At 43.2% G+C, this 21,664-nt stretch carries 21 protein-coding genes; 12 read left to right on the top strand and 9 right to left on the bottom strand.

The genetic code is table 11. The features are described from left to right. The first annotated feature begins 86 nt into the window (after positions 1-86). The 4 genes from NW199_RS01670 (at position 87) to yrbL (NW199_RS01655) (ending at position 5,807) form a co-directional block, all read left to right on the top strand. Complete coding sequence (locus NW199_RS01670) at positions 87-980, top strand: GT-D fold domain-containing glycosyltransferase (protein ID WP_258333434.1); 894 nt, start codon at positions 87-89, stop codon at positions 978-980. Between the two features lie 20 nt (positions 981-1,000). Continuing rightward, positions 1,001-4,474, top strand: a complete 3,474-nt coding sequence (gene dnaE, locus NW199_RS01665; protein WP_258333433.1) for a DNA polymerase III subunit alpha — start codon at positions 1,001-1,003, stop codon at positions 4,472-4,474. An 18-nt stretch (positions 4,475-4,492) separates the two neighbouring features. After that, the gene (yrbL, locus tag NW199_RS01660) at positions 4,493-5,092 is read left to right on the top strand and encodes a PhoP regulatory network protein YrbL (protein WP_258333432.1); all 600 of its coding nucleotides are present in this window, start codon (positions 4,493-4,495) and stop codon (positions 5,090-5,092) included. Positions 5,093-5,210: 118 nt separating this feature from the next. Further along, complete coding sequence (gene yrbL, locus NW199_RS01655; RefSeq protein ID WP_258333431.1) at positions 5,211-5,807, top strand: PhoP regulatory network protein YrbL; 597 nt, start codon at positions 5,211-5,213, stop codon at positions 5,805-5,807. Here yrbL (NW199_RS01655) and NW199_RS01650 read toward each other — a convergent pair whose 3' ends face one another. From NW199_RS01650 to NW199_RS01620, 7 genes are read right to left on the bottom strand one after another with little or no spacing between them, the layout of a single operon-like run. Continuing rightward, positions 5,808-7,112, bottom strand: coding sequence for a hypothetical protein (locus tag NW199_RS01650; protein WP_258333430.1), 1,305 nt, complete (start codon positions 7,110-7,112; stop codon positions 5,808-5,810). It abuts the gene before it with no gap. Between the two features lie 29 nt (positions 7,113-7,141). Further along, the gene (locus NW199_RS01645) at positions 7,142-7,711 is read right to left on the bottom strand and encodes a YrbL family protein (RefSeq protein ID WP_258333429.1); all 570 of its coding nucleotides are present in this window, start codon (positions 7,709-7,711) and stop codon (positions 7,142-7,144) included. A gap of 2 nt (positions 7,712-7,713) precedes the next feature. Further along, positions 7,714-8,511, bottom strand: a complete 798-nt coding sequence (gene rfaP / locus NW199_RS01640; protein WP_258333428.1) for a lipopolysaccharide core heptose(I) kinase RfaP — start codon at positions 8,509-8,511, stop codon at positions 7,714-7,716. Positions 8,512-8,513: 2 nt separating this feature from the next. Further along, positions 8,514-9,623, bottom strand: coding sequence for a glycosyltransferase family 4 protein (locus NW199_RS01635; RefSeq protein WP_258333427.1), 1,110 nt, complete (start codon positions 9,621-9,623; stop codon positions 8,514-8,516). Between the two features lie 18 nt (positions 9,624-9,641). Continuing rightward, on the bottom strand, positions 9,642-10,637 hold the full coding sequence (locus NW199_RS01630) for a glycosyltransferase family 2 protein (RefSeq protein WP_258333426.1): 996 nt from the start codon (positions 10,635-10,637) through the stop codon (positions 9,642-9,644). Further along, positions 10,597-11,817, bottom strand: a complete 1,221-nt coding sequence (locus NW199_RS01625) for an O-antigen ligase family protein (protein ID WP_258333425.1) — start codon at positions 11,815-11,817, stop codon at positions 10,597-10,599. Before NW199_RS01625 ends, NW199_RS01630 begins: the two co-directional genes overlap by 41 nt. Before the next feature lie 2 nt (positions 11,818-11,819). Further along, on the bottom strand, positions 11,820-12,764 hold the full coding sequence (locus NW199_RS01620; RefSeq protein ID WP_258333424.1) for a glycosyltransferase family 9 protein: 945 nt from the start codon (positions 12,762-12,764) through the stop codon (positions 11,820-11,822). 112 nt (positions 12,765-12,876) lie between these two features. Between NW199_RS01620 and NW199_RS01615 the strand changes: the two genes are divergently transcribed. The 5 genes from NW199_RS01615 to NW199_RS01595 all read left to right on the top strand — a co-directional run bounded on the left by NW199_RS01615 (position 12,877) and on the right by NW199_RS01595 (position 16,317). Beyond that, a complete protein-coding gene (locus tag NW199_RS01615; protein WP_258333423.1) occupies positions 12,877-13,623 on the top strand; it encodes an SIMPL domain-containing protein in 747 nt (248 codons plus the stop codon). A 194-nt stretch (positions 13,624-13,817) separates the two neighbouring features. After that, entirely contained in the window at positions 13,818-14,477 is a 660-nt protein-coding gene (locus tag NW199_RS01610; protein WP_022473734.1) for a phosphatidylserine decarboxylase, read from the top strand. 30 nt (positions 14,478-14,507) lie between these two features. After that, positions 14,508-15,308 carry a CDP-alcohol phosphatidyltransferase family protein gene (locus NW199_RS01605; protein WP_022473733.1) on the top strand — a complete coding sequence of 267 codons (801 nt, stop codon included), beginning with the start codon at positions 14,508-14,510 and terminating at the stop codon, positions 15,306-15,308. Between the two features lie 68 nt (positions 15,309-15,376). Beyond that, positions 15,377-16,000, top strand: coding sequence for a fumarylacetoacetate hydrolase family protein (locus tag NW199_RS01600; RefSeq protein ID WP_258333422.1), 624 nt, complete (start codon positions 15,377-15,379; stop codon positions 15,998-16,000). A 5-nt stretch (positions 16,001-16,005) separates the two neighbouring features. After that, complete coding sequence (locus NW199_RS01595) at positions 16,006-16,317, top strand: rhodanese-like domain-containing protein (protein WP_249091939.1); 312 nt, start codon at positions 16,006-16,008, stop codon at positions 16,315-16,317. 102 nt (positions 16,318-16,419) lie between these two features. On the opposite strand, the gene rpsT is transcribed toward NW199_RS01595, so the two are convergent. Beyond that, the gene (rpsT, locus tag NW199_RS01590; RefSeq protein WP_022473730.1) at positions 16,420-16,683 is read right to left on the bottom strand and encodes a 30S ribosomal protein S20; all 264 of its coding nucleotides are present in this window, start codon (positions 16,681-16,683) and stop codon (positions 16,420-16,422) included. A 286-nt stretch (positions 16,684-16,969) separates the two neighbouring features. Here rpsT and murJ point away from each other — a divergent pair, with 286 nt between their 5' ends. Continuing rightward, the gene (murJ, locus tag NW199_RS01585; RefSeq protein WP_258333421.1) at positions 16,970-18,520 is read left to right on the top strand and encodes a murein biosynthesis integral membrane protein MurJ; all 1,551 of its coding nucleotides are present in this window, start codon (positions 16,970-16,972) and stop codon (positions 18,518-18,520) included. Here the strand turns inward: murJ and NW199_RS01580 are convergent. Then, complete coding sequence (locus NW199_RS01580) at positions 18,508-18,777, bottom strand: hypothetical protein (RefSeq protein WP_258333420.1); 270 nt, start codon at positions 18,775-18,777, stop codon at positions 18,508-18,510. The genes murJ and NW199_RS01580 overlap by 13 nt on opposite strands. Positions 18,778-18,948: 171 nt before the next feature. Between NW199_RS01580 and NW199_RS01575 the strand changes: the two genes are divergently transcribed. Both NW199_RS01575 and truA read left to right on the top strand, forming a co-directional pair. Continuing rightward, positions 18,949-20,748, top strand: coding sequence for a FimV/HubP family polar landmark protein (locus tag NW199_RS01575; protein WP_258333419.1), 1,800 nt, complete (start codon positions 18,949-18,951; stop codon positions 20,746-20,748). After that, positions 20,748-21,536, top strand: a complete 789-nt coding sequence (truA, locus tag NW199_RS01570; RefSeq protein WP_258333418.1) for a tRNA pseudouridine(38-40) synthase TruA — start codon at positions 20,748-20,750, stop codon at positions 21,534-21,536. Before NW199_RS01575 ends, truA begins: the two co-directional genes overlap by 1 nt. Positions 21,537-21,664: the final 128 nt, after the last annotated feature.

Raw genomic sequence — 21,664 nt, 5'->3', positions numbered from 1 at the left:
TTCCGATTCATCAGGTAAACTTATTTCCACTCATTTTACAAGTATAGATTTTAACTAATGAACTGATTTATAAAATTGAGGTACTCATGGGATTTCTGAATAAATTTAAAAAAATCTATTTTTGGGTCTTCTTCGTTTGGCCGATCCTTAAATATTTCTTTCCTAAAATTACAGTTTTGAGCTCTATTGATACGCTTGAAAAGATACAGAGGACTCACTGCTCTTGCGTAAGACTAGGAGATGGGGAATTTGGAATCTTGAGAGGAATAGCTGGTCCAGGATTTCAAAAAACATCGGATACCCTTAGGAGAGGTCTATATGACGTGTTAACAAATGGGAATGAGAAAATATTGTTGTGTGTTCCTGAAGCATTTCAATATAACAAGCTTCATTCTTATACCAAAAGGGCTAGATATCACTGGATAGCGATTATGTGTAAATTCTTTCCTTACTTAAGAGATAATCTTAGGAAGGACTATTCATATGGAAATGCATTGGTAACCCGTCCATATGTTGATCAGAAAGATAAGGGCGTCGCTATAGAAGTTTTTCATGGATTTAAAAAAATTTTTAGCGATAGGGATCTAATTATTGTAGAGGGTGAGAAAACTCGTTTTGGCGTAGGCAATGATTTACTTAGTGGAGCCAAGTCTGTTCGTAGGATTATTGCTCCTGCAAAAAATGCTTTTGATAAATATAAGGAGATATATGCTGAAGCAATACGACAACCAAGGGACTCACTAATCTTGGTTGCACTAGGACCTACGGCTAAACTGCTAGCAGCTGATCTAACGCAAGATGGATTCCAAGTTTTAGATGTTGGTCACTTGGACATTGAGTATGAATGGTATTTACAAAAATCAACAAAGAAAATTCCAATCCAGGGGAAATATGTTAATGAGGTAAAGAAAGGTCGAAACGTTAAAGATGATATTGATCTATCTCAATACAATAAGGAAATAATTGTAAAAATAGAATGATTCTATGAGGGAATATAAAGGTGACGTTTCCACAATTCGTACATTTACGCATGCATTCCGAGTATTCCGTCACAGATAGTACGGTAAGAATTGACTCAGCCATTAAGAAAATTAAAGAACAGGGTGTTGGCGCTTTAGGTTTGACAGATCTAAATAATATTTTTGGAGGTCTTATTTTTTACACCCATGCGCGTAAAGGAGGAGTGAAAGCGCTGATGGGTTGCGATTTAGTCATCCAGAATGAGACAGATCGTGACAAGCCGTTTAGGATGGCGGTTTTTTGTCAAAATCATGATGGGTACAAAAATCTCTGTGAAATCCTTACGCACGCTTGGCTAAAAAATCAGTACATGGGGCGTGGAGAAACAAAACTGGAGTGGCTTTTTAAGCATCATGAAGGTCTGATTTTTCTCTCCGGCGGCCCGGAAGGACAAATTGCTCAACTCTGTTTGTCTGGAAAGAAAGCTGAGGCTATTGTTTTAGCAAAGAAAATGAAGTCTCTTTGGGGAGATCGTTTTTTTCTGGAATTGCAAAGAGCTGGGCGTCCTTCTGATGAGGCTGTTGTTCGCTATCACTTAAGTATTGCTGACGAGTGCGACATTCCGGTCGTGGCTACGCATCCTATCCAATTTTTGGAGCCTGAAGATTTTGATGCTCATGATATCCGTGTTTGTATTGCCAGAGGGGACGTTTTAGCCGATAAATCTCGTCCCAAACTCTACTCAAAGGAGCAGTACTTAAAGACACCGGAAGAGATGATCAGCCTTTTCGCTGATGTGCCTTCAGCAATCGCCAATACTGTAGAAATTGCCAAGCGCTGTAACTTAGAAGGGGTTTTAAGTAAACCGCAGCTACCGCTTTTCCCGACACCGGACGGCATGAGTTTGGATGACTACATTGATCAGCTGTCTCATGAGGGCCTTGAACAACGTTTGGAATTCTTGTATCCCGAAAAGGAAAAGCGTGAAAAAGAACGTCCTCGTTATGAAGAACGTTTGCAGTTTGAATTGGGAATCATTAAGAAAATGGGATTCCCAGGCTACTTCCTTATTGTGCAGGACTTCATTAATTGGTCTAAGCAAAATGGGGTGGCAGTAGGCCCGGGCCGTGGATCCGGTGCCGGTTCGCTCGTAGCTTATTCTTTGCGCATCACCGATATGGATCCGTTGCGCTACGACTTGCTCTTTGAACGTTTCTTAAATCCGGAACGTGTGTCGATGCCTGACTTTGACGTGGACTTCTGCCAGTACAATCGTCAACGCACGATTAATTACGTTAAATCTCGCTACGGTGAAGACGCTGTTAGCCAAATCGCCACTTTCGGCACGATGGGTGCTAAGGGTGTGATTCGTGATGTTGGCCGGGTGTTGGGCATTAGTTACAGCCTTTGTGACAAGGTCTCTCGCCTTATTCCGGCTCAACCGGGAAAAAACGTGACGTTGGCAGAAGCCATCAAGACAGTGCCGGATTTAAAAGACCTGATTGAAAAAGATGAATCTGTTGCACAACTTGTTGATAAAGCGCTTCCTTTAGAAGGTTTGGTGCGTAACTTAGGTATGCACGCCGGGGGCGTGCTGATTGCACCGGGAAAACTGACTGATTTCTGCCCGTTATATTCTCAGGATGAAAACCCGGATAACGTAATCAGTCAATTTGACAAAAAAGACGTTGAAAACGTCGGGTTGGTGAAGTTCGACTTTTTAGGTTTAACAACGCTGACGATTTTGGAATTTGCGATGCGTTTTATCCGTCAGTTGGATCCCAATACAACGTTGCGTTTGGAAGCGATCCCAATTGACGATCCGGAAACATACCACCTTTTCCAAGTGGGCAATACCAGTGCCGTGTTTCAATTTGAAAGTGACGGCATGAGAAAGCTTTTGCGCGATGCAAGGCCAGATTGTCTTGAAGATTTGATCGCTTTAAATGCCCTTTATCGTCCGGGTCCGATGGATCTTATTCCTGAGTATATCGCTTGTAAGCACGGCGAAAAAGAAGTTCATTACCCGGATCCACGTTTAGAGCCTGTGCTGAAAGAAACTTACGGCATCATGGTGTACCAGGAACAGGTGATGCGTGTGGCGCAGATTATCGGCGGGTACTCACTGGGCGGCGCAGACCTTTTGCGTCGTGCCATGGGTAAAAAGCAAGTCGATGAAATGAAACGCCAACGCGCGGTGTTTGTAAAGGGTGCGGTTGAGCGTGGAATGGCTGAGGATAAAGCAGGTGACCTTTTCGACTTGATGGAAAAATTTGCGGGATACGGTTTTAATAAATCCCACGCTTGCGCTTACTCTTACGTTGCCTATCAGACTGCTTACCTGAAAGTACACTATCCTGCGCCATTCATGGCTGCAAACATGTGCTTAGTGATGGACTCGGGAGAAAAACTGAAGCATTTGATCGATGATTGCTTTGCTAACGAAATTTCCGTCTTGCCACCCGATATTAATAAGAGTGAATGGGAATTTGTGCCGACATCGATGCACGAAATTCGTTACGGTTTGGGAGGCATTAAAGGGATTCCTAAAGATACGGCAGAAGCAATTGCTAGGGAGCGTGAGCAAAACGGCCCATATAAAGACCTCTTTGATTTGGTGAGCCGTGTTGATCGGACAAATTTCTCTAGGCGAACATTGTTGTCTTTTATTCAGGCCGGTGTATTTGACAGCCTAGAGCCTAATCGAGCAAAGCTTGCGGCCAATATTGATAATGCGATTGCATTGAGCGAAAGTGAATCTTCCAACGCAGGACAGGAAAGTTTGTTCGCCGATGTGATGGATGAGGTGCAGCCTGAATACATTGATGCAAAACCGTGGAGTGCATACAAAGAACTGATGGGAGAGCGCGATGTGATGGGATGCGTTTTCCGAGGGCATTTCTACGGAGCTGTTCAGGAAGAGGCAGCCCAATTGCACCCTACGCCGATCATCAATGTCAAGCCCGCTCAACGAAGTGCTAATCGTCGATCGCCCTCAATACAAGTGGCGGGTATTGCCTCCAACATTAAACAGAGTTTCAACAAAGAAGGACGTTTGATGGGTAGTTTTGTCTTAGATGACGGAACCTCAACGATCTCTGTGACGTGCTTCGGCGATGATTGGATGATTTATCGCAATATTGTTAAAAGCGATGAATTGGTGTTTGTTCGAGGTAATGCCCGAGAAGATAAATTCTCAGCAACAGGAGTCAGTATCACGGCGCGTTCTGTTGAAGTGCCGGCAACGCTTCGAGCAAAAAATAGCACTGTTTTACAAATCGAGTTAAAGGATCCTAATTTTGACTTTGATCTTTTAAAGACATTTTTAGAAGATCACCGCCCCGACGTAGATGATGCGGGTTGCAGAGTTTCCGTCAAGGTAATGGATCATGGAAAAGAAGCTTCTTTCATTTTTTCAAAAGACTGGGAAGTTTATTTAAATCAAACATTGCTCGATGAGTTGGAAGAAATTCCGGGTCTGAATTATCATCTCGCCTCCAAAGGTGAGGCCTAGTTAAAAAAGAGCTAAAAAATGATTGAATTACCTAAAGATCATTCGAATCCATTGGTTGTTGGTGTTGGCAGACATAGAGCATGCTACATCCATCCGGAAGATGCCAGTAAGTGTATTAAAGTTGTTCACAATCCCGGAGAACACGCTTTCCAGGAAATTAAGCGCGAGCTTGCCTATTACAAACATCTTGAAAGTTATCTAAAGGACTGGAGTGGATTACCGAGATTTTACGGTGAAGTTGAAACAAACCTTGGGAGAGGCTTTGTATACGACCGTATCGTTGACTTTGATGGAAGACCCTCACAAAGTATTGAACAACGTTATAACGAGAATAATTTAGATCAATTGCACGATGAACTTTCGGCGCTCATTGATAGACTTCGGCGTTATCTATGGGATAACCGCATTGTAACTATGTCTATCAAACCTTATAACGTGCTCTGTCACCGAATTAGTGAATCAGAAATTAATCCAGTGGTTTGTGACAATATTGGAAGCGCCTCCTTTTTGCCTATTGAGTATTATTGCCCTTGGCTTTGTCATCAAAAACAAAAGCGATTATTTAGTAGATTTATGCAGTTGCCGTTATTAAAACAATTAAGAGAATATAAGAATTAACGATTCAATATTTAATTTGAGTTAAAATAGAGAAAATTATTACAATTAGGAAATCGTTACTTTTGTTGAAAAGTCTCGAATTCACTCAATGATTCATTAAGACGTTAGGATTTTTAAAATGATTCAACTATCAGAAGATCATTCCGATATTTCAGTGATTGGTGTTGGTGCACACAGGGCTTGTTATATTCATCCCGATGATCCTCAGAAATGTATCAAAATTATTTATAACCCTTCAGATATTGCATTAAAAGAAATAAAAAGAGAATTATCTTATTACAGACACCTAAACACGTACTTGAAAGATTGGCGTGGCATATCTAGATTTTATGGTGTCGTACAAACAAATTTAGGTAACGGTTACGTGTATGACCGTATCATGGACTTCGATGGTCAGAGTTCCAAGACTTTAGGGGACTATTATAAAAACGGCGAGTTGAGTGACCAAGAGTTATCGCTCTTGATTGAAAAACTCAAAAAGTATATATGGGATAACCTCATTGTTACTATGGCACTGAAACCCCATAACATACTTTGTCACCGGGTAAGCCAAACAGAAATTTTCCCGGTTGTTTGTGACAACATTGGTTTTGCCCAACGTATTCCTTTGGTTCTTTATTGGCCTTGGTTTTGCCATCAGAAGCAAAAGCGTTTATTTCAACGCTTTGACCGCTATATGGAAAAATATTTGGCTAATTTGAAAAAAACACAGTAACTACGTCCAGGAACGTTTCGTTTGCTCTGTTAGCTCTAATTGCGGCGCTGGATTACCAGACAGTTCTGCGTTTCTATGTATGAGATCATAAGTGTAATCACGGGCTTTTTCCGGCAAGTAATGTCGAAGGGCTTCCAAGACTGTCCCGTTATTCGTTAGCAGTGAGTTATCAGGATTGATAGCTTCATATTCGATAGTTCTGACAGTCACCTTATTGGAAAGCTTAATTTGTTTGCCAATGACTTCGTAGAATGTGTCAAAGGATATGATATCGAGCGCTAATAAGGCTCGATAAAAATACAAGGCGAACCAATCAGGTTGCCTATTAAGACCCTGTTTGATATTTTCGATGTGTTCCTCAAGCCTACCGTTATTGAGTAGGCTATTTAATAGTTGTTTTAATTCAAGATAGTTTCCTGTTGTGAAAAAATCAACAATTCCATTTAAATGTTGGTACGTCACTTGATCCAAAGATTCTTCAGAAACAACAACCTTTCCCATTTCCAAGCATTCAAACAGTCGGGTGGACTCTAGTAATGCGTTTTCATAAAAATGTAAGTTAACAATTACCTTTGCTTTTTTTAATTCTTCAAGTTTTTGTTCACCCCAAACTTTAAAGGCAATTTTCAAATTAAAGTCGTTTTTAAGTTTATTTAATAAATTTTGTCTTCTCTCGCTGTGGATATCACCATAAAACAGGACATCGTAGACAAGATTTTGGTTGAAATTGTCTCGAACCTTAGAAAAGATAGGTAAATAAAAGACTCGTTCTTTAGGGACACCATGTTTGATCATATGTTCGATATTCATTAAAGAATAATCAAACACAGCCAATGCATTGCATAAAATATCTAAGTATCTTTTATTGCGATAGCGGTCAGAAATAGCCAGCTGTTCCATTTGAAAAGCAATATAGTTCCTTGGCAAAGCTCGGAATGCTTGAGGGCAAAGGACAATGTGGACAGCATCACTGAAGCCACCTTCTGGCGGCTTATCAATGACTTCTGAACTGATACCGACAAGTTTTAACTTTTCCTGGATTAAACGTATAACGATAGCCACGTGCTCATGCCCCATAATGACAATATGTCGCTGATGAAGGTTGAGCATCCTTTGAACATATTCCTCATGATTTTGATTCAAAGGCAAGCGATTTTTAGCCTGAAGAGAAAAAAGGACGTTGCAGATAGTTCTGAAAAATGAAGCCCCAAATGCATAACTACGAAGGTAATTCTCCACTTGCTGTGTGGCTTGTGGGTGCTGATAAGACAGGAGCTTTAGTTTTTTTCTTGTTTTCTTAAACATGATGAAAAATATACTGAACGACAATGAAACTAACCGTGTTGTTTTTCATTGTAGTAATAACGACAAAATTTTTTCCACTGTCTTTCAATCTTCTTTTTTCCAAAATAAGGGCAGTAGATTGGTAAAGGGATAAATTCCGGGGATCCGAAACCATCTAAAAAAACAATACGTTTAAGACCCTCATTAGATTTTTCCAGAACCATCATATTGGCAGGACGAATATCCGAAATGATGATGTTTTTTTGAATCATTTCGTTTTTGATTTCTTTTAGTTTTAGCTCAAGTTGAGCAATTTCTGCCTCAGAAGCTTGTTTTACATAATCTCCTAATAGCATCGCACGCGTTGAGTCATCAGAGACAAAAAGCTCTTGTTCAATAATCAAGAATTCATTCGTTTTTTTGAAGCCATAATAGGTAGGTAAGAAATCGGCAGAAATGTTTCTTTTTTTCAGAAAATTAAAATAATGAATCTCTCTTCTGCTTTGAACATCATGCCCTAATCGGCTCACTTTAAAGCAAGTTTTAGGATTATTAGGGTTGGCATAACATATCCGTTCCATACCTCTGCCAATAACTTTCCCAAACGAGAACTCAGACATGTTTATAACCCTTTTCTAACAGAACGCTCTTTAATTTTTTCAGCTCGTTTTTGAGCTTGTGAAATAAGATCAACCTCTTCTTTAAAAATACTTTTTAAGGGTTTTTGAAAATATATTTTGAGAAACCGTAAGTAATCTCTGTTGCTTAATCCAATACCCATGCAAGAATAGTAAAGACCAATTAAATCTTTGTTCCTCCAGCGAATTGGGACTGCCTTCCTAAATTGAGCCCGATGGAGATCAATGATTGAAATTTTTAGGTCATTACTATTTCCGTTAAACGGTAGATGCAGAAGAAAATGGCATATATAGCAGTCGCGATGATTAATGCCGATAGAGTGCATATTTCTAACCATCTCTGCCACTCTGGTAACTAGCATCCTCTTTACTGAATAGGATGGAGGATTATTGATCCAGTTCTTGCAATAATCTTCCAAGCTAATTGTTGGGGCTAAATCTTCCGTAATAATGAAGGATGTTCTTTTAACTGGATTCCATCCTTTTTGACCAAATGCAACTCCCTTCATAGTATCTACGCCAATTGCCGATAATTCGTGTATGGCTCTCCATTCACGATCTGCTCCAAGGACAGGGAGACGAGCAGTCAAGAGGTTTTTTAAAACTTCGCCATAAGTTGTTCCATGGTGTAATTTAAGGTAATAACTCTTACCTGCGAAGTCAAAACGCAGTGTTCGTCTGGTTTTTACACTGCGGGAGATATCTCCTGAAATTTTTTCGACCTCTTCAAAAGGATCTTTTCCTTTCCAAGCTTCAAGAAAGGGCGGTTTTAAAATGAACATAGTTATTGCAAAATAATATCGGCAGCACGTTTGGCTAAACCGTAAAGATCGTGTGTATCGGCGAAGTGTTTAGCATTGGCATGCCACGTTTGGCGTAATGCGCTATTTTCAAGCACTTTTTCAAGAGTTTGATTGTAGCTATTTTGATCAAAAGGTTCTGCTAAAACAACTCCGGCACTAGCAGTATTTACATATGAAGAATAACCGCAATTACCACTGACAATAATAGGTAAGCAGGACACAATGGACTCAAGGATAACTATACCTGCAGCCTCTTGTCGAGCAGGGTGTAGCATGAGGTCAGCTCCAAGCATGAAACGACTAATGTCGTTTCTTCCCCGGAAAAAACGTACATGATCTGAGATATTTAAGCTTTGCGCCAAAGTCGACATTTTCTCCGGATTATCTTCACCAACAACGAAAAGGAAGGTGTTTTCTCTCTTGCTTGCGGGAAGAGAGGCTAAGGCTTTAATACTTCGATCAACTCCTTTTAATTCATAATTTGAACATACCTGCAATAAAAGTTTTTGCTCGTTACTCAAAGCAAATTCTTCGCGAAATTTTTCTCGACAGTCTTGAGGTTGCTTATCGTATTTTCGATCAATATCTATGCCTGGGGGCAGTAAATAAAAGCGACCATCTTCCGTGTGGTAGTGTTCTTGGATTTCTAATTTGCGGTTTTCTGTAAGAAGTAGAATCTTGGTCGGAAGACCTCTATTAAAAACAGCTTGTTCAAAATGGATGAAATGGCGATAACGGGAAGTTAATTTGTAAAAGAAATTCTTATGTTTTGTTTTTTCTGCGTAACAGACGTCACCGGTGAAATACACGTCCAAGCCCGGCATCCGATTAAAACCAACAACTCTATCTACTGGATGACTGTCTAAGTGATTACTGACCCAGTTAAAGTATTCAGAATTTTTTCCGTGGTTGCTCATCGAATGAGTGGGAACTTCAATAATTTCAAAGTCAGTAGGTCTTTCGCCAACCCACTCCCTGACATAAACCCGAACGGTGTGTCCCCGGAGGACAACTTCTTTGGCTATACGGAAGAAATCTCGTTGCAATCCTCCGAAAGGGAAGTATTTGTAAATGCAAAAGGCTATCCGCATAGCAATTCCTTTTCTGTGTTATTCCCAATATTGTAATGATTGATTTTTTCTTTCAGCTTTTTTAATTCTTTTTTGTGAATATCTTTTCGCTATGGAGACACCAAAAAGATAAGGTAACGCTAACCTTAAGGAGACGTCTCTTCTACTGAGTAAAATTCGTTTGAATAAAGAAAATGCTCCAGTATAGTTGTTCCTTAGAGATACCTGCATTAACTTAATAAGAGTAATTAAACGAGCTCTATCAATTATTCTGTACTGTTCACTATCTTTTACGCATCTTTTCAAAATTGCTCTTCTACAAGAGTAAAGATTAAACAATCTCTTCGTTCGCCTAGAGTGCACTAAACTGGATTTCCTCTGCCGGTACAGATAAAGCACATCATCGATGTAGAAAAGTTTCTCATTTCCTTCTAATTTCAAAATGAGACGAGATGTAAAATCCTCATCTTCGTATAAAAGTCTATTTGAATCAAAATAGAAATCTTGAATGACTTCCCTTTTGTAAAGTCTCGCCCAAGCATAGCCTCCATTGCAATATTTAGACGGGAAAGAGTCATCAAAAGCTAGCCGAAAATAGTCAGAGGTAGACAATGGGACAGCTTTAAAGTCTTTATCTACCTTTTTGCTTATCTTCGTATTTTCATAAAATTTTTCAAAACCGAAAGCAACAATATCAGCGGACTTATCAATTGCACATTTCATTAAAGTTGAAATGGCATTAGAGATGAGCAAATCGTCTGAATCAACGAATAAAATAAAATCTCCACTACAGTGTTTAAGACCGTAATTTCTTGCAGAAGCCAGGCCACCGTTACATTTGGATAAAACTTTAATACGTGAATCTCCTTCGGCCATACGTTCTAAAATCTCGAGGCTTGAGTCGGTAGAACCATCGTTTATAGCGATAATCTCTAATTCCCTGTAATCTTGATTAATAACAGATAAAAGTGACTCTTCAAGATAAAGTTTAACGTTATAGACAGGGAGGATTACGGAGACAATAGGCTTTTTCATAGCTAGTTTCTGTTTTTCGTGAAGAAAGGTATAGCATTAACCACAAGGTAACAAATGGAAAGAAGGTAATCCAATGTGCCCAATATCTATCTGCTAGACCCATTGCAGCAATAGAGGCAAGTAAAGCTAACCGAGTAGAATCTTTCCAAGAATCTTTTAAAAGCAAAACCAACGAAATGAGCCATCCTATTATCCCTACAAGTCCTCCAGTTGCGAGTGTTTGGAAAAAATCGCTATGAAAATGGGGCAAAAAGACTCCAAAGGAGGGAACATTGAATGCATATCCAGAGCTGGAGATCGCAGCAAATGGTTTATCACCCCAGCCAAACAGTGGTTGCTCAATAAAACCGTAGATAGCAAATTTCCAAAGTTCTAAGCGGATACCCCAAGAAGTAGAAGAATTACCTTCCTGGTAACTTTGAAGATCTTCAATACCTTGTTGCATCCGTCCAGATAAAAAGAAGCAGAAAACTAATGCAATGAATATCAGAGTTGTAATAATAGCAAACTTTTTATCTTCTTTTCGATTGGATAATAAACAAGTAATAGCCAAAGCAGGAAAGGCAAGCAAGGCTGTACGAGCTTCCAACAATACAATAGAAACAAGGGAGACAACTATACAGAATGCAATATATATCCGTTGGTTAGTTGGGTAAAGTTTTCTATCAAAGTGAAAACTTGCTAAACAAGATATGGTCAAAAAAGTAATAACTCCTGCAACTTTATTTTTATTAACTGAAAATACACCACTATCTATGAATCCTAGGTATAGAACGTGAGCAATAATCGCAATTGACATACATACTAAAAAGCTAGCCAGTATGCATATTAATCCATTTCTGGTAAATGTTATTTTCTGAATTCCTAGGAATACGAGGGTCATAATGAGCATAGCGTTGTACGCATAAGAAAAACCATCTATTCCATGGACTAGAATCAGAATTATTACGCTGATAAACCACGGGACAAAGGGGAACAAGAAAGACAATAATGGCCTTGAGACTTTGAGGTAATCTGAATTTTGATAAGTTAAGACGATAGATAGTATTGCGAATAAAAAAATTAAATATTTTGCCGCATGTATTCCCATTAAAAAAAATAAACATGCACTTGAAACAGTTATATAAAAAGTGATCCAAGGAGAAAAGTTTCTTATACCGTTCAAAAAAGAAGATATCATTTTTATTTCTCAGTCAGCAGAGTAACAATTTTCTCAATGACCTGATCCCTAGTTGGCCAATGATTTTCTTCACCTAACACAATAGCATTAGGATTCCATGGACCAGTGCGCTTCGGGTCTGTTACGCCAATCAAAGTAATTTGTCGAGCCCCAACGGCTGCAGCTACGTGGCTGATGCCGGAATCATTGGCGATAACCAATTGTGCTTCCTTACACAAGGCAGCATAGGTTCCTAGATTCGTAGGCGGCAAGTGCGTGGCGTCAGGGCAAGCAACTTTAGCGTCAGCAGCTTCGTCAGGCGAAGGCAGCACGATCGGTTCAATTCCCAGTTCACGCAAGGGTTTAACAACACAATTTATGTGGGTCCAATGCTTAACTTTTCCATGATGAACGCCTCGTGCAATCGGGGCGATCAAAGCAAATTTTTCAGGAATATGGAATTTTTCAATGAGGTTCTTAGCACCTGCGGTGTGACGGGTAATCAATTTAAGGCCGAGGTCTTTTGTGGGCTCAGTCCATGCCGGCTCTTTTCCCCAAGCTTTAATAGCACCGAGTGCTGCGGCAAAGAAGCGTTCCACTTCATGGATATTCTTCTCAGGTTCAGGCACCTTCTGATCCAAAAGTAAGAATCGGCCGTCAGTGGGAAAACCCGCGGCTCTGATGCCGGCTAAGCGGAATTGAAGAGCGGAGCCGAAAGAATTTGGGAAAAGCAGTCCCAAAGGCTTATTTAATTGTTCCGAGAGGTAATGAAGTCTTTGCAAGTCTTCGCTTACATGACCTTCAATCGGGTCGAAGCGCCATCCCATTCCCAACATCAGGTCTTCGGCAAAGCGTTTACCGACCAAATAGGGGGTAAAGCCACTGGCTTCTAATAAACGCAATGATGGCAGGGTCATACAGCAGTCGCCGACATGGTTCGGTAAGCGGCAAACAACAATCGGATTCATAACAGTCTCGTTTTAAAAAGCTGATACAGAAAAGAAAATAATGTCACATTTTACTCGAGTTAAACTCCTAAAATAAAACCAACCGATCAATTTTATTTATGGAGATAAATAGATGAATAAAATCCTCCAAGTGGCCGCAACGGGTGCTTTAATGGCGACAATAGGTGTAGCTATCGCTTCAGACTCTATGAATGGTATTCAGTTGTCAGAAAAAGGACTGACCTTAAGTATTAATGGGACTGCCTCTTTAACCGTTCCTAATGATGAAGCGTTGATGAATTGGTCGGCTATGGCTCAGGCCTCGACTCTTCAAGAAGCAACGTCTCAGGCCGTCAAGGCGATGAATAAGGGCTTATCACAAATTAAAACAGTAAGCGATCAATTACAGTTTGAAACGCAATACATCAATTCTTATCCGGTTTACGGTGAGACAAAAGGCAATCAAACGCCAAAAATTGTTGCTTGGCGTGTGACGCAGTCTTTACAAGTAATTGCCCCTGACGTGACGTTAGTGCCTAAGGTTATTGAAAGCGTCAATGGTCAGTTGGCTTTAGACGGTTTAAATTTCAGAGTATCGGATACGGCTAAAGCAAAATACGATGAATCACTTCATAAATTGGCCGTAACCGATGCTACGCAGAGAGCTGTTTGGATTGCTCAGTCTGTCGGAAGTGAAGCCTCTAAGGTGCAGCTGCAGTCTTTGCGCTTTAGCGGCAGCGCTAATCCAAGGCCCTTAAATGTGATGATGACAGCCTCGGCTAAGTCAGCCAGAGACGCTGCGGTGATTGCACCGCAATTGGAGGCCGGAACCAGCGACTTGAATTTAACGGTCAGTGCAGAGGTTCTCATTAAGCGCTAGGCTAAATGGGGTTTGGGTAATGTGGCTCGTTTGTATTAGACAGACGGGCCATTTTTTCAGACAATGGAAAAGTGTTACATTCCTTTAACAATGCGCCAATAAAAATCATTTGCGGTTAACATGAGCAAAAAGCAGAAACTCTTTGCCAATAGCGTACAATTGGCAGTTTGAATTTAGTCACGGAGATCAGACTCATGAATCAAAAGTACCCACACCCCATTTTGGCCCGTGAAGGTTGGCCTTACATCGGTGGTACTTTTCTTTTAGCTCTTTTGTGGACGGCACTGGCCGGATTTGGTTTTGTAGCTGCGCTGTTGTGGATATTTTTCATTATTGTCACGCAGTTTTTCCGTGATCCGCCCCGCACCGTTCCGGCTATGCCTGAAGCTGTTTTATCTCCCGCAGACGGGCAAATTGTGAAGGTTGAAAAAACGATTGATCCGTTTACCAATGAAGAAGCCATTTTGATCAGCGTCTTCATGAATATCTTTAACGTTCACTGTCAACGTTTCCCCGTTAATGGGACGGTGGAAGATGTACAGTACTATCCGGGCAAATTCTTAAATGCCGATTTAGATAAGGCCAGTACTGAAAATGAACGCAACGCGGTGATCGTTCGTGTCAATGACGGTAACCGTATCACAGTGGTTCAAGTGGCTGGTCTTGTGGCACGCCGTATTCTTTGTTATATCCAAAAGGGTGATCAATTATCTAAGGGTGAACGTTACGGCTTTATCCGTTTCGGCAGCCGCCTGGATGTGTATCTGCCCACGGATGCAACGCCTTGCGTCACCATCGGTGAAAAGGTACTTGGCACCGAAACCATTTTGGCCAAATTGGCTCCAAAAGCTTAATTGAGCGAGTAAAGAGAGAAAGGTTTTATCATGCGAAAAATTCGTCGTTCTCCTCGAGCAAATATTAAGGAACGTATTAAAGAGGCCCGTGCCCGCAGTATTTATCTTTTGCCTAACTCCTTTACGATGGCATCCATGATTTGTGCTTTCTGGGGTGTTACTCAGGCAATGGCTGGAGAATTTGGTATTGCAGCGGCCACCATTTTCCTTTCCATGCTTTTAGACGGTATGGACGGACGTGTTGCTCGTTTAACGCACACACAAAGTAGCTTTGGTGAACAGTTTGACTCCATCGCGGACATGACCGCTTTCGGTGTTTGCCCGGCTTTGATTGCCTTTGAATTCGCGCTCAAGGATTTCGGTGGATTGGGTTGGGCAGCGGCCTTTATTTTCTGTGCCGGAGCCGGTGTTCGTTTGGCTCGTTTTAATGCCAACATCGGTTTTATTGATAAGGGCTTTTTCCAAGGTTTGGCGAGCCCTGCCGGTGCAGCCTTGGTGATGGGTTTTGTCTGGCTTGCGGTTTCCGGTCACTTGACGCCTACTTTGACACAGTATATTCCCCATATTACGGCCGTTCTCTGTATCTACGCCGGTGTGACAATGGTTTCTAATGCACCGTTTTTCAGCGGTAAAAATATGGGTTTTGTTCGCACGATCCCGTTCTGGGTTGTGCTTGTGGCGGCCATTGCATTTATTTGCTTCTCAAGCAACCCGTCGTTATCAGCCTTTATCGTTTTTTGCTGCTACGCGGTAAGCGGTTACGTCTATCAGTTCTATCTCTGGGTTCGTGGGTTACCCAATCCGGTGCGTCCGGTCAGAGACGAAAACTAATCGTTTTGTGCTAAACAGGGGATGGCTTTTATTAATGAGCTGTCCCCTTTTTCAATAGGGTATTGAAAATGTCTTTTTTATTTGCTCCTACTCCTATGCCGGTTTTGCCAATTGACGGCGAAACAAACCTCTACTTCCCTATTCATCGCATCTACGGTGTGGCTCGTAACTATGCAGCGGCTGATAAAACACTGGAATTGGATTTCCCCGCGGCCACAGAAGACCTTCAGCATGAAATTGAATTAGTGGTCGCTATCGGCAAGACCGGTCGCAATATTCCTGTTGAAAATGCCATGGAATATGTATGGGGCTATGCGGCGGGTCTTGATATGACGCGCCGAGACCTCCAGAGAAAAAGTAGCGCCAAAGGGCAACCGTGGGATACCGCAAAGGCCTTTGATGAATCGGCTCCGATGACGGCTGTAAAGCCTGCTTCCCGAACCCCCGATAATGAACCGATGAAAGTATGGCTTTATGTCAATAACGAAAAGCGCCAAGAGGGAACGACCGCAGAGATGATTTTGACAGTCCCTGAAATCATCAGCTATTTGTCTACTCTTTATGAATTAAAACCTGGCGACTTGATCATGACGGGGACGCCTGCCGGCATTGGTACGGTTCATCCCGGTGATGTTTTAGAGGGCGGCGTGCAGGGCGTCGGCGTTTTGAAAGTGAAATTTAAAGGGGAGTAACCGGTATGGCCATCACGGCTCAAGAAGGCAAAAAGATGATGCAAGAATTGGGCGATAAGCTCCTCATTCTTGATGTCAGACACGCTCACGAATACGAGTGGGGGCATATCCCCGGAGCGGTATTGCTTGATAACGATGATATTGAAGAAGGAGTGAGACCGGAATCTTTACCGGAGGATTTGGATCACCCAATTATCATCTATTGTCGATCCGGCGTTCGCAGTCACTATGCCATGCTTAAACTTCAGGCGGCTGGCTACACCCACGTTTATGATATGGGCGGCATCATTGACTGGCCTTACGAAATTGAAAAGTGATCGGTAAGAGAAGATCGTTCTCGAAAAATTCTTGCAGATACAAAAACGGGGTTGTCTAAGAAGTCAACCCCGTTGGTGTTTTAAGCTTCTAAACTTAAAGAATTAAGCCATTGCCTTGATAGCAGCGGCCAAGCGGCTCTTATGACGAGCAGCGGCGTTCTTGTGCAAAACGTTCTTACCGGCCATCGTGTCGATGATCTTTTGAGCCTTCACGAAAGCTTCAGAAGCGGCGGCCTTGTCGCCAGCCACAACCAATTTACGCACGGCCTTGATGGCGGTGCGGTATTGAGAACGTTGAGCAGAAAGGTGCTGGTTGCGCGCAACAGCTTGACGGGCGCGCTTACGAGCTTGTTTGGTATTAGCCATTGTTAGTTCCTTGCCTTATATAAAAAGTTACGGCTGTTAATTACAGCCGCTTTCAAAGGCATTGAGCATTGAAATACGCTTGCAGCACAGAGTCGGAAGCGGCTGATGAATCAGTTCATTTCCAACGGATTTTTACGGTTCTTTCGGGCATGCGCACACGTCCACGAAGAACACTCCCTTGGAAAAGTCCCAAAGTTTAGCAAAAACTTTTAAACCTCTCAAGCGGTTAATGAAGTTTTTGCTCAAGATCGAATACAATGCACAGGATATTTTGGGAATTTGAACAATGAGTTTAATCAAAGCAGCCGCCACCGTCTCCTCTTTGACGCTTTTATCTCGTATAACAGGTGTTGTACGCGATATGCTGATTGCACGTTATTTTGGTTCAAGTGCCGCTACTGACGCCTTTTATGTGGCTTTCCGCCTGCCCAATATGCTTAGGCGTTTGTTTGCTGAAGGCGCATTTCAGCAAGCCTTTGTCCCGATGCTCTCCGATGTTAAGGCAACAAAAACCGAGACGGAAGTCAGAAGTTTTATCGATAAGGTTTTTAGCCTTCTTGCGAGTGTCCTTGTTCTCACCAGTATCCTTGGTGTTCTAATCGCTCCGGTTTTGGTTTGGTTAATTGCAGGTGGCTTGGCAGAAAATCCCCAAGGCTTTGATCTTGCCACCCAAATGACCCGGTGGATGTTCCCCTATATCTTCTTTATGAGCCTGGTGGCGATGAGCGCGGGTGTGCTCAATACCTGGAAGCACTTTGCCATTCCAGCCTTCACCCCGGTTTTGCTGAACCTTTCTTTCATTGTCTTTACGTTGCTTTTGACGCCGCACTTGGATGAGCCGATTTTTGCGCTAGCCGCGGCAGTGATTGTAGGGGGCGTGCTGCAGTTGGGAATTCAGATTCCGTCTTTAATGAAACTGGGAGTTTTGCCTCGCCCCGTCAATCCGTTTAAGGCAGCTAAGGATGCTTCCGTCATCCGTGTGATGAAGTTAATGATTCCTGCGCTTTTTGGCGTTGGCGTTGCCCAGCTTTCTCTTTTGATTAACACCAATATTGCTTCTCGCTTGGGGACGGGCTCTGTGACATGGCTTTCCTTTGCGGACCGTCTGATGGAATTTCCGACCGCGCTTCTCGGAGTCGCATTAGGATCAGTGCTGCTGCCGAGTCTTTCGGCCGCGTTTGCCAAAAATGATCTCACTCGCTACAACGCCTTGCTTGATAATGGCTTAAGACTCGTTGTCCTTTTGGCCATTCCCGCGGCTGTTGGTTTAGGTTTGATGGCCGAAGCGTTGGTTGCCTTTTTGTATCAAGGGAAAAATTTCTTAGTCTTTGATGTACACCAAACAAGCCTTGCCGTGATGGGTTACTCGTTTGGTTTATTGGGGCTTATTGCTATCAAAATTTTGGCTCCTGCCTTTTACGCTCGAAAAGACATCCGCACGCCCGTTAAGGTGGCGGCGCTGAGTCTTGTGTGTGTGCAGCTTTGCAACGTCGCGTTTGTTCCCATTTTCGCTCATGCGGGACTGGCGCTTTCTGTCGGTGTGGGCAGCTGCATCAACGCGTTGACTCTTTTAGTTATCCTGATTCGCCGAGGACAATACCAACCTATTTCAGGGTGGCTGATGTGGTGCGTGAGAATTGTTGTGGCAACCGTGGCAATGGGTGCCACTATTGCGTTTTTGCAACAGGGAGTGGATTGGGCCGGTATGCAAAGTGAATGGTTAAAACGTGCCGGTCTCGTCTTCCTTTACATAGCCGCGGCCCTTGTTGTTTATTTCGGATTACTTATTGTGATGGGCTTACGCCCTCGTCACTTAAAGCCCCGCTATGACATTTGAGGAGAGTCTTCGTCTCTATCAAAGGGCATGCATTCGGGCCACTGAATAAGCTCATCGTGGTCCGTTGTATCAATGGCGGCGGGGCCGGTTTCTGCAGTGTTGACGGCAAAATTAAGCCTGGCGTAGACATTAGCCAAATCATCAAGGAGGATCTCTTCTGGATCCAGTCTTTCATCTTCCAAACGTTCTACCGTTTCAGACAACGCTTCGAGCGCGTCACTTAAGGCATCAATGAGCCATTGGCGATCAACAGACATTTTTTTGTTCCCAGTCGTTAAAAATCCCCAAAAAACAATGGGATCTCTTTAAAATGCGACAAGTATACGTGAATCATTATTGACAATGATTCCAGATAGTGATGGTTTTATATATCAGGCCCATTGTGATTGACTCAAAAGACTTCAAACAATGGGTTTAGGAGCCGGCAAATGAAGAGTTTTTCTAAAAAAGCATTGGTGTTAGGTGTGATGCTTGCAGTGGGTGCCACAGCTCAGGCGGCCTATTTGGGACAATTGCAAGTAACAAGCCAAGCCAGTCAGAATTTTCAGGCTACTTTTTTAGTTCATGATGTATCGCCTACAGGATCGTCGCTTACGGCTCGATTGGCTCCTGCGGAAACTTATTCTAAGTACGGCATTACGATGCCTGAAACCGCCAAGGGTCTTAACTTGGCTTTAATCAATAAGTCTCCTTTAACGCTACGAATTTCTTCGAGCCGTCCGGCTGTGGAACGTGCTTTCCCGCTTTTGGTGGAATTAAACGAAGGGGGCCACGTTACAGTTCGCCAATACAATATTCACGTCGGAGCGACTGGCAGTGTTGAACCGGTTGAAGTGGTGTCGATGGCGGCCGCGCCCATTACCGCTGCCGCCCCTGTGGCAAAGAGCGCTTCTGAGTCTAAACCCGCAGTAAAAACCGCTTCTGCGGCTAAGGCTTCTGTTCCGGCTCCTGCGACCAAGACTGAAATGACGCCACTTGAGCGCATGCAGGCGAAAAATTATGACTTAAGTAAACCCGTTCTTGTAGAAGCCGGTTACACTCCGTGGTCGTTGGGGGTTCTCTATCAAAAGCGCTACCCCAACGCAAGTGTTAATCAAGTGTTGGTTGCTTTGGCCATTCACAATCCGGAAGCCTTCCCTGCCGGCAATGTCAGGCAATTAAAGGCGGGCGCTAAAGTGACGGCACCGTCAGCGTCTTTGGTTGAATCCATTAATGCTCAGACGGCTCGAGAAATCGTTCAAAAGGGTTTGAGTATTGAAGAAGTCGCCCAACGTCCGGCTCCCATTAAAAAGGTCAAACAAGAGGCTCCAAAACACAAGAAACCGTTGCCCTCTATCCAAACAGCACCGGTTAAGCATTTGCCGGTGACCAAAGAAGAGATTCAAAGTGATGTGAAGGCGGCCGAACCCGCACCGGCAACGCCTGCTCCTCAAAATGGTGATTTGACGGCTACGGATAAGGCTCAGCAGCCGGCGGAAAATGTCTCTGCTACTTCTGAGGCTCCTGTAGAGGCTATCCCTGAAAATCCGCCTTCCGTTTCAGAATCGGTTGAAGCTCAAGAAAGCACTTCGCCTCAAGAAGCAATGCCGACATTAGAAATCATGACCGAAGAAGAGGTGCCGGTTGAAGAAGAGTCGACTTCTTGGTTCTGGTATCTCTTGATTGTCTTGATGTTGGGTGCTGCGGGCTTTATTTATTGGCGCACGAAGCAAGGCCGTTATGTGGATTTCCAATCCTTTAAACGAGTGATGAATAAGGGTAAGGCTCCGGTTCATGAAGAGCCGACGATTCGTCAGGCTCCTCAGGCACCGCGTGCCGCTCAGCCGTCTGCGCCCACAAGTTCCTTTGAAAGTGTAAGCCACGCTCCTCACGAAGAACCTCGTGTCGAACCGCGTCCAGCTGTGCAGCCTGCTTCAGTAGCGCCGACAGCAACAGTTGCCGCCGCACAAAAGCCAGCAAGCCAACAAGCTGCAAGCGCTAATGTGTTTGATTTGGTCGCCGATGACGAACCGGTGCAAGTTCAGCCGACGCCGGCTCAAGCAGAGCAGAAGGCAGCCGCTGCTGATGATCACGGCATGAAGGATTCGCTTGACATGGCTCGTTCATTTATCTCCATTGGAGCGAAGAATGAAGCCATCGCCTTGTTGCAAGAAGTGCTTCAAAAAGGCAGTCCTGCCGATAAGGCACAAGCCGAAGCCCTTTTAAAGCAAGTTCATGAGCGCGTCTGATGCGAATTGCTTTAGGCGTTCAATATAACGGTTCGGCATTTTGCGGTTGGCAAACCCAACCCGATATGCCGAACGTTCAAGACACATTGGAATCGGCACTGAAAGCTTTTGCGACAGTGCCGATTTCTACTATCTGCGCGGGGCGCACTGATGCCGGTGTGCATGCCACGCATCAAGTGGTGGATTTCAAAGCCCCGGTTTCAAGACCCATTACCGCATGGGTGCGCGGAGTGAACACCTTTTTGCCTCCAACTGTAGCTGTGCGCTGGGCTTGCGAAGTTTGCGATGATTTTTCTGCCCGCTTCAGTGCTACTGAGCGCACGTATGAGTATTGGCTTTTAAATGATCCTGTGAGATCCCCTTTGATGGAGGGGTTCGTCGGTTGGGTCTTTAGACCTTGTGACGAAACGAAAATGCAGGAGGCGGCTCAGTGTCTTTTAGGCGAGCACGATTTCACGAGTTTTAGAGCATCAGAGTGTCAGGCAAAAAGCCCCATCAGAACAATCCACGAAGTAACAGTTAAGCGTTGCGGCAACATGATCGGCATTCGACTGCGAGCCAATGCTTTTTTGCACCATATGGTTCGAAATATCGTTGGCAGTTTGGTTTATGTTGGTACGGGAAAGCAAAGCGTACAGTGGTTCAACGATGTTTTAGAAGCCTGTGACCGTACGGTCGCCGCCCCTACGTTTGCCGCTGGAGGCCTTTATCTTGTTGGGGTGAAATATCCTAATGCCCCTCAGCTGCCCAGTTATAGTCCGACACTTTGGTCACAGCTGATGAAATAATAAAAATCATTTAAAATCAATGTGATAGTATAGATAGTAGACAAAAAAATAGATAATTAAATAAGCCAAATATTCATAGTGCAATAGACAAAATCAAATTGCTCCTGAAATAGATCTGCATTGAGGAT

The sequence above is a fragment of the Parasutterella secunda genome, from assembly GCF_024733725.1.
Taxonomy (GTDB): domain Bacteria; phylum Pseudomonadota; class Gammaproteobacteria; order Burkholderiales; family Burkholderiaceae_F; genus Aphodousia; species Aphodousia faecalis.
Note: the sequence above shows the minus strand (reverse complement) of the source record. Positions and strands in the feature narration are given on the sequence as shown.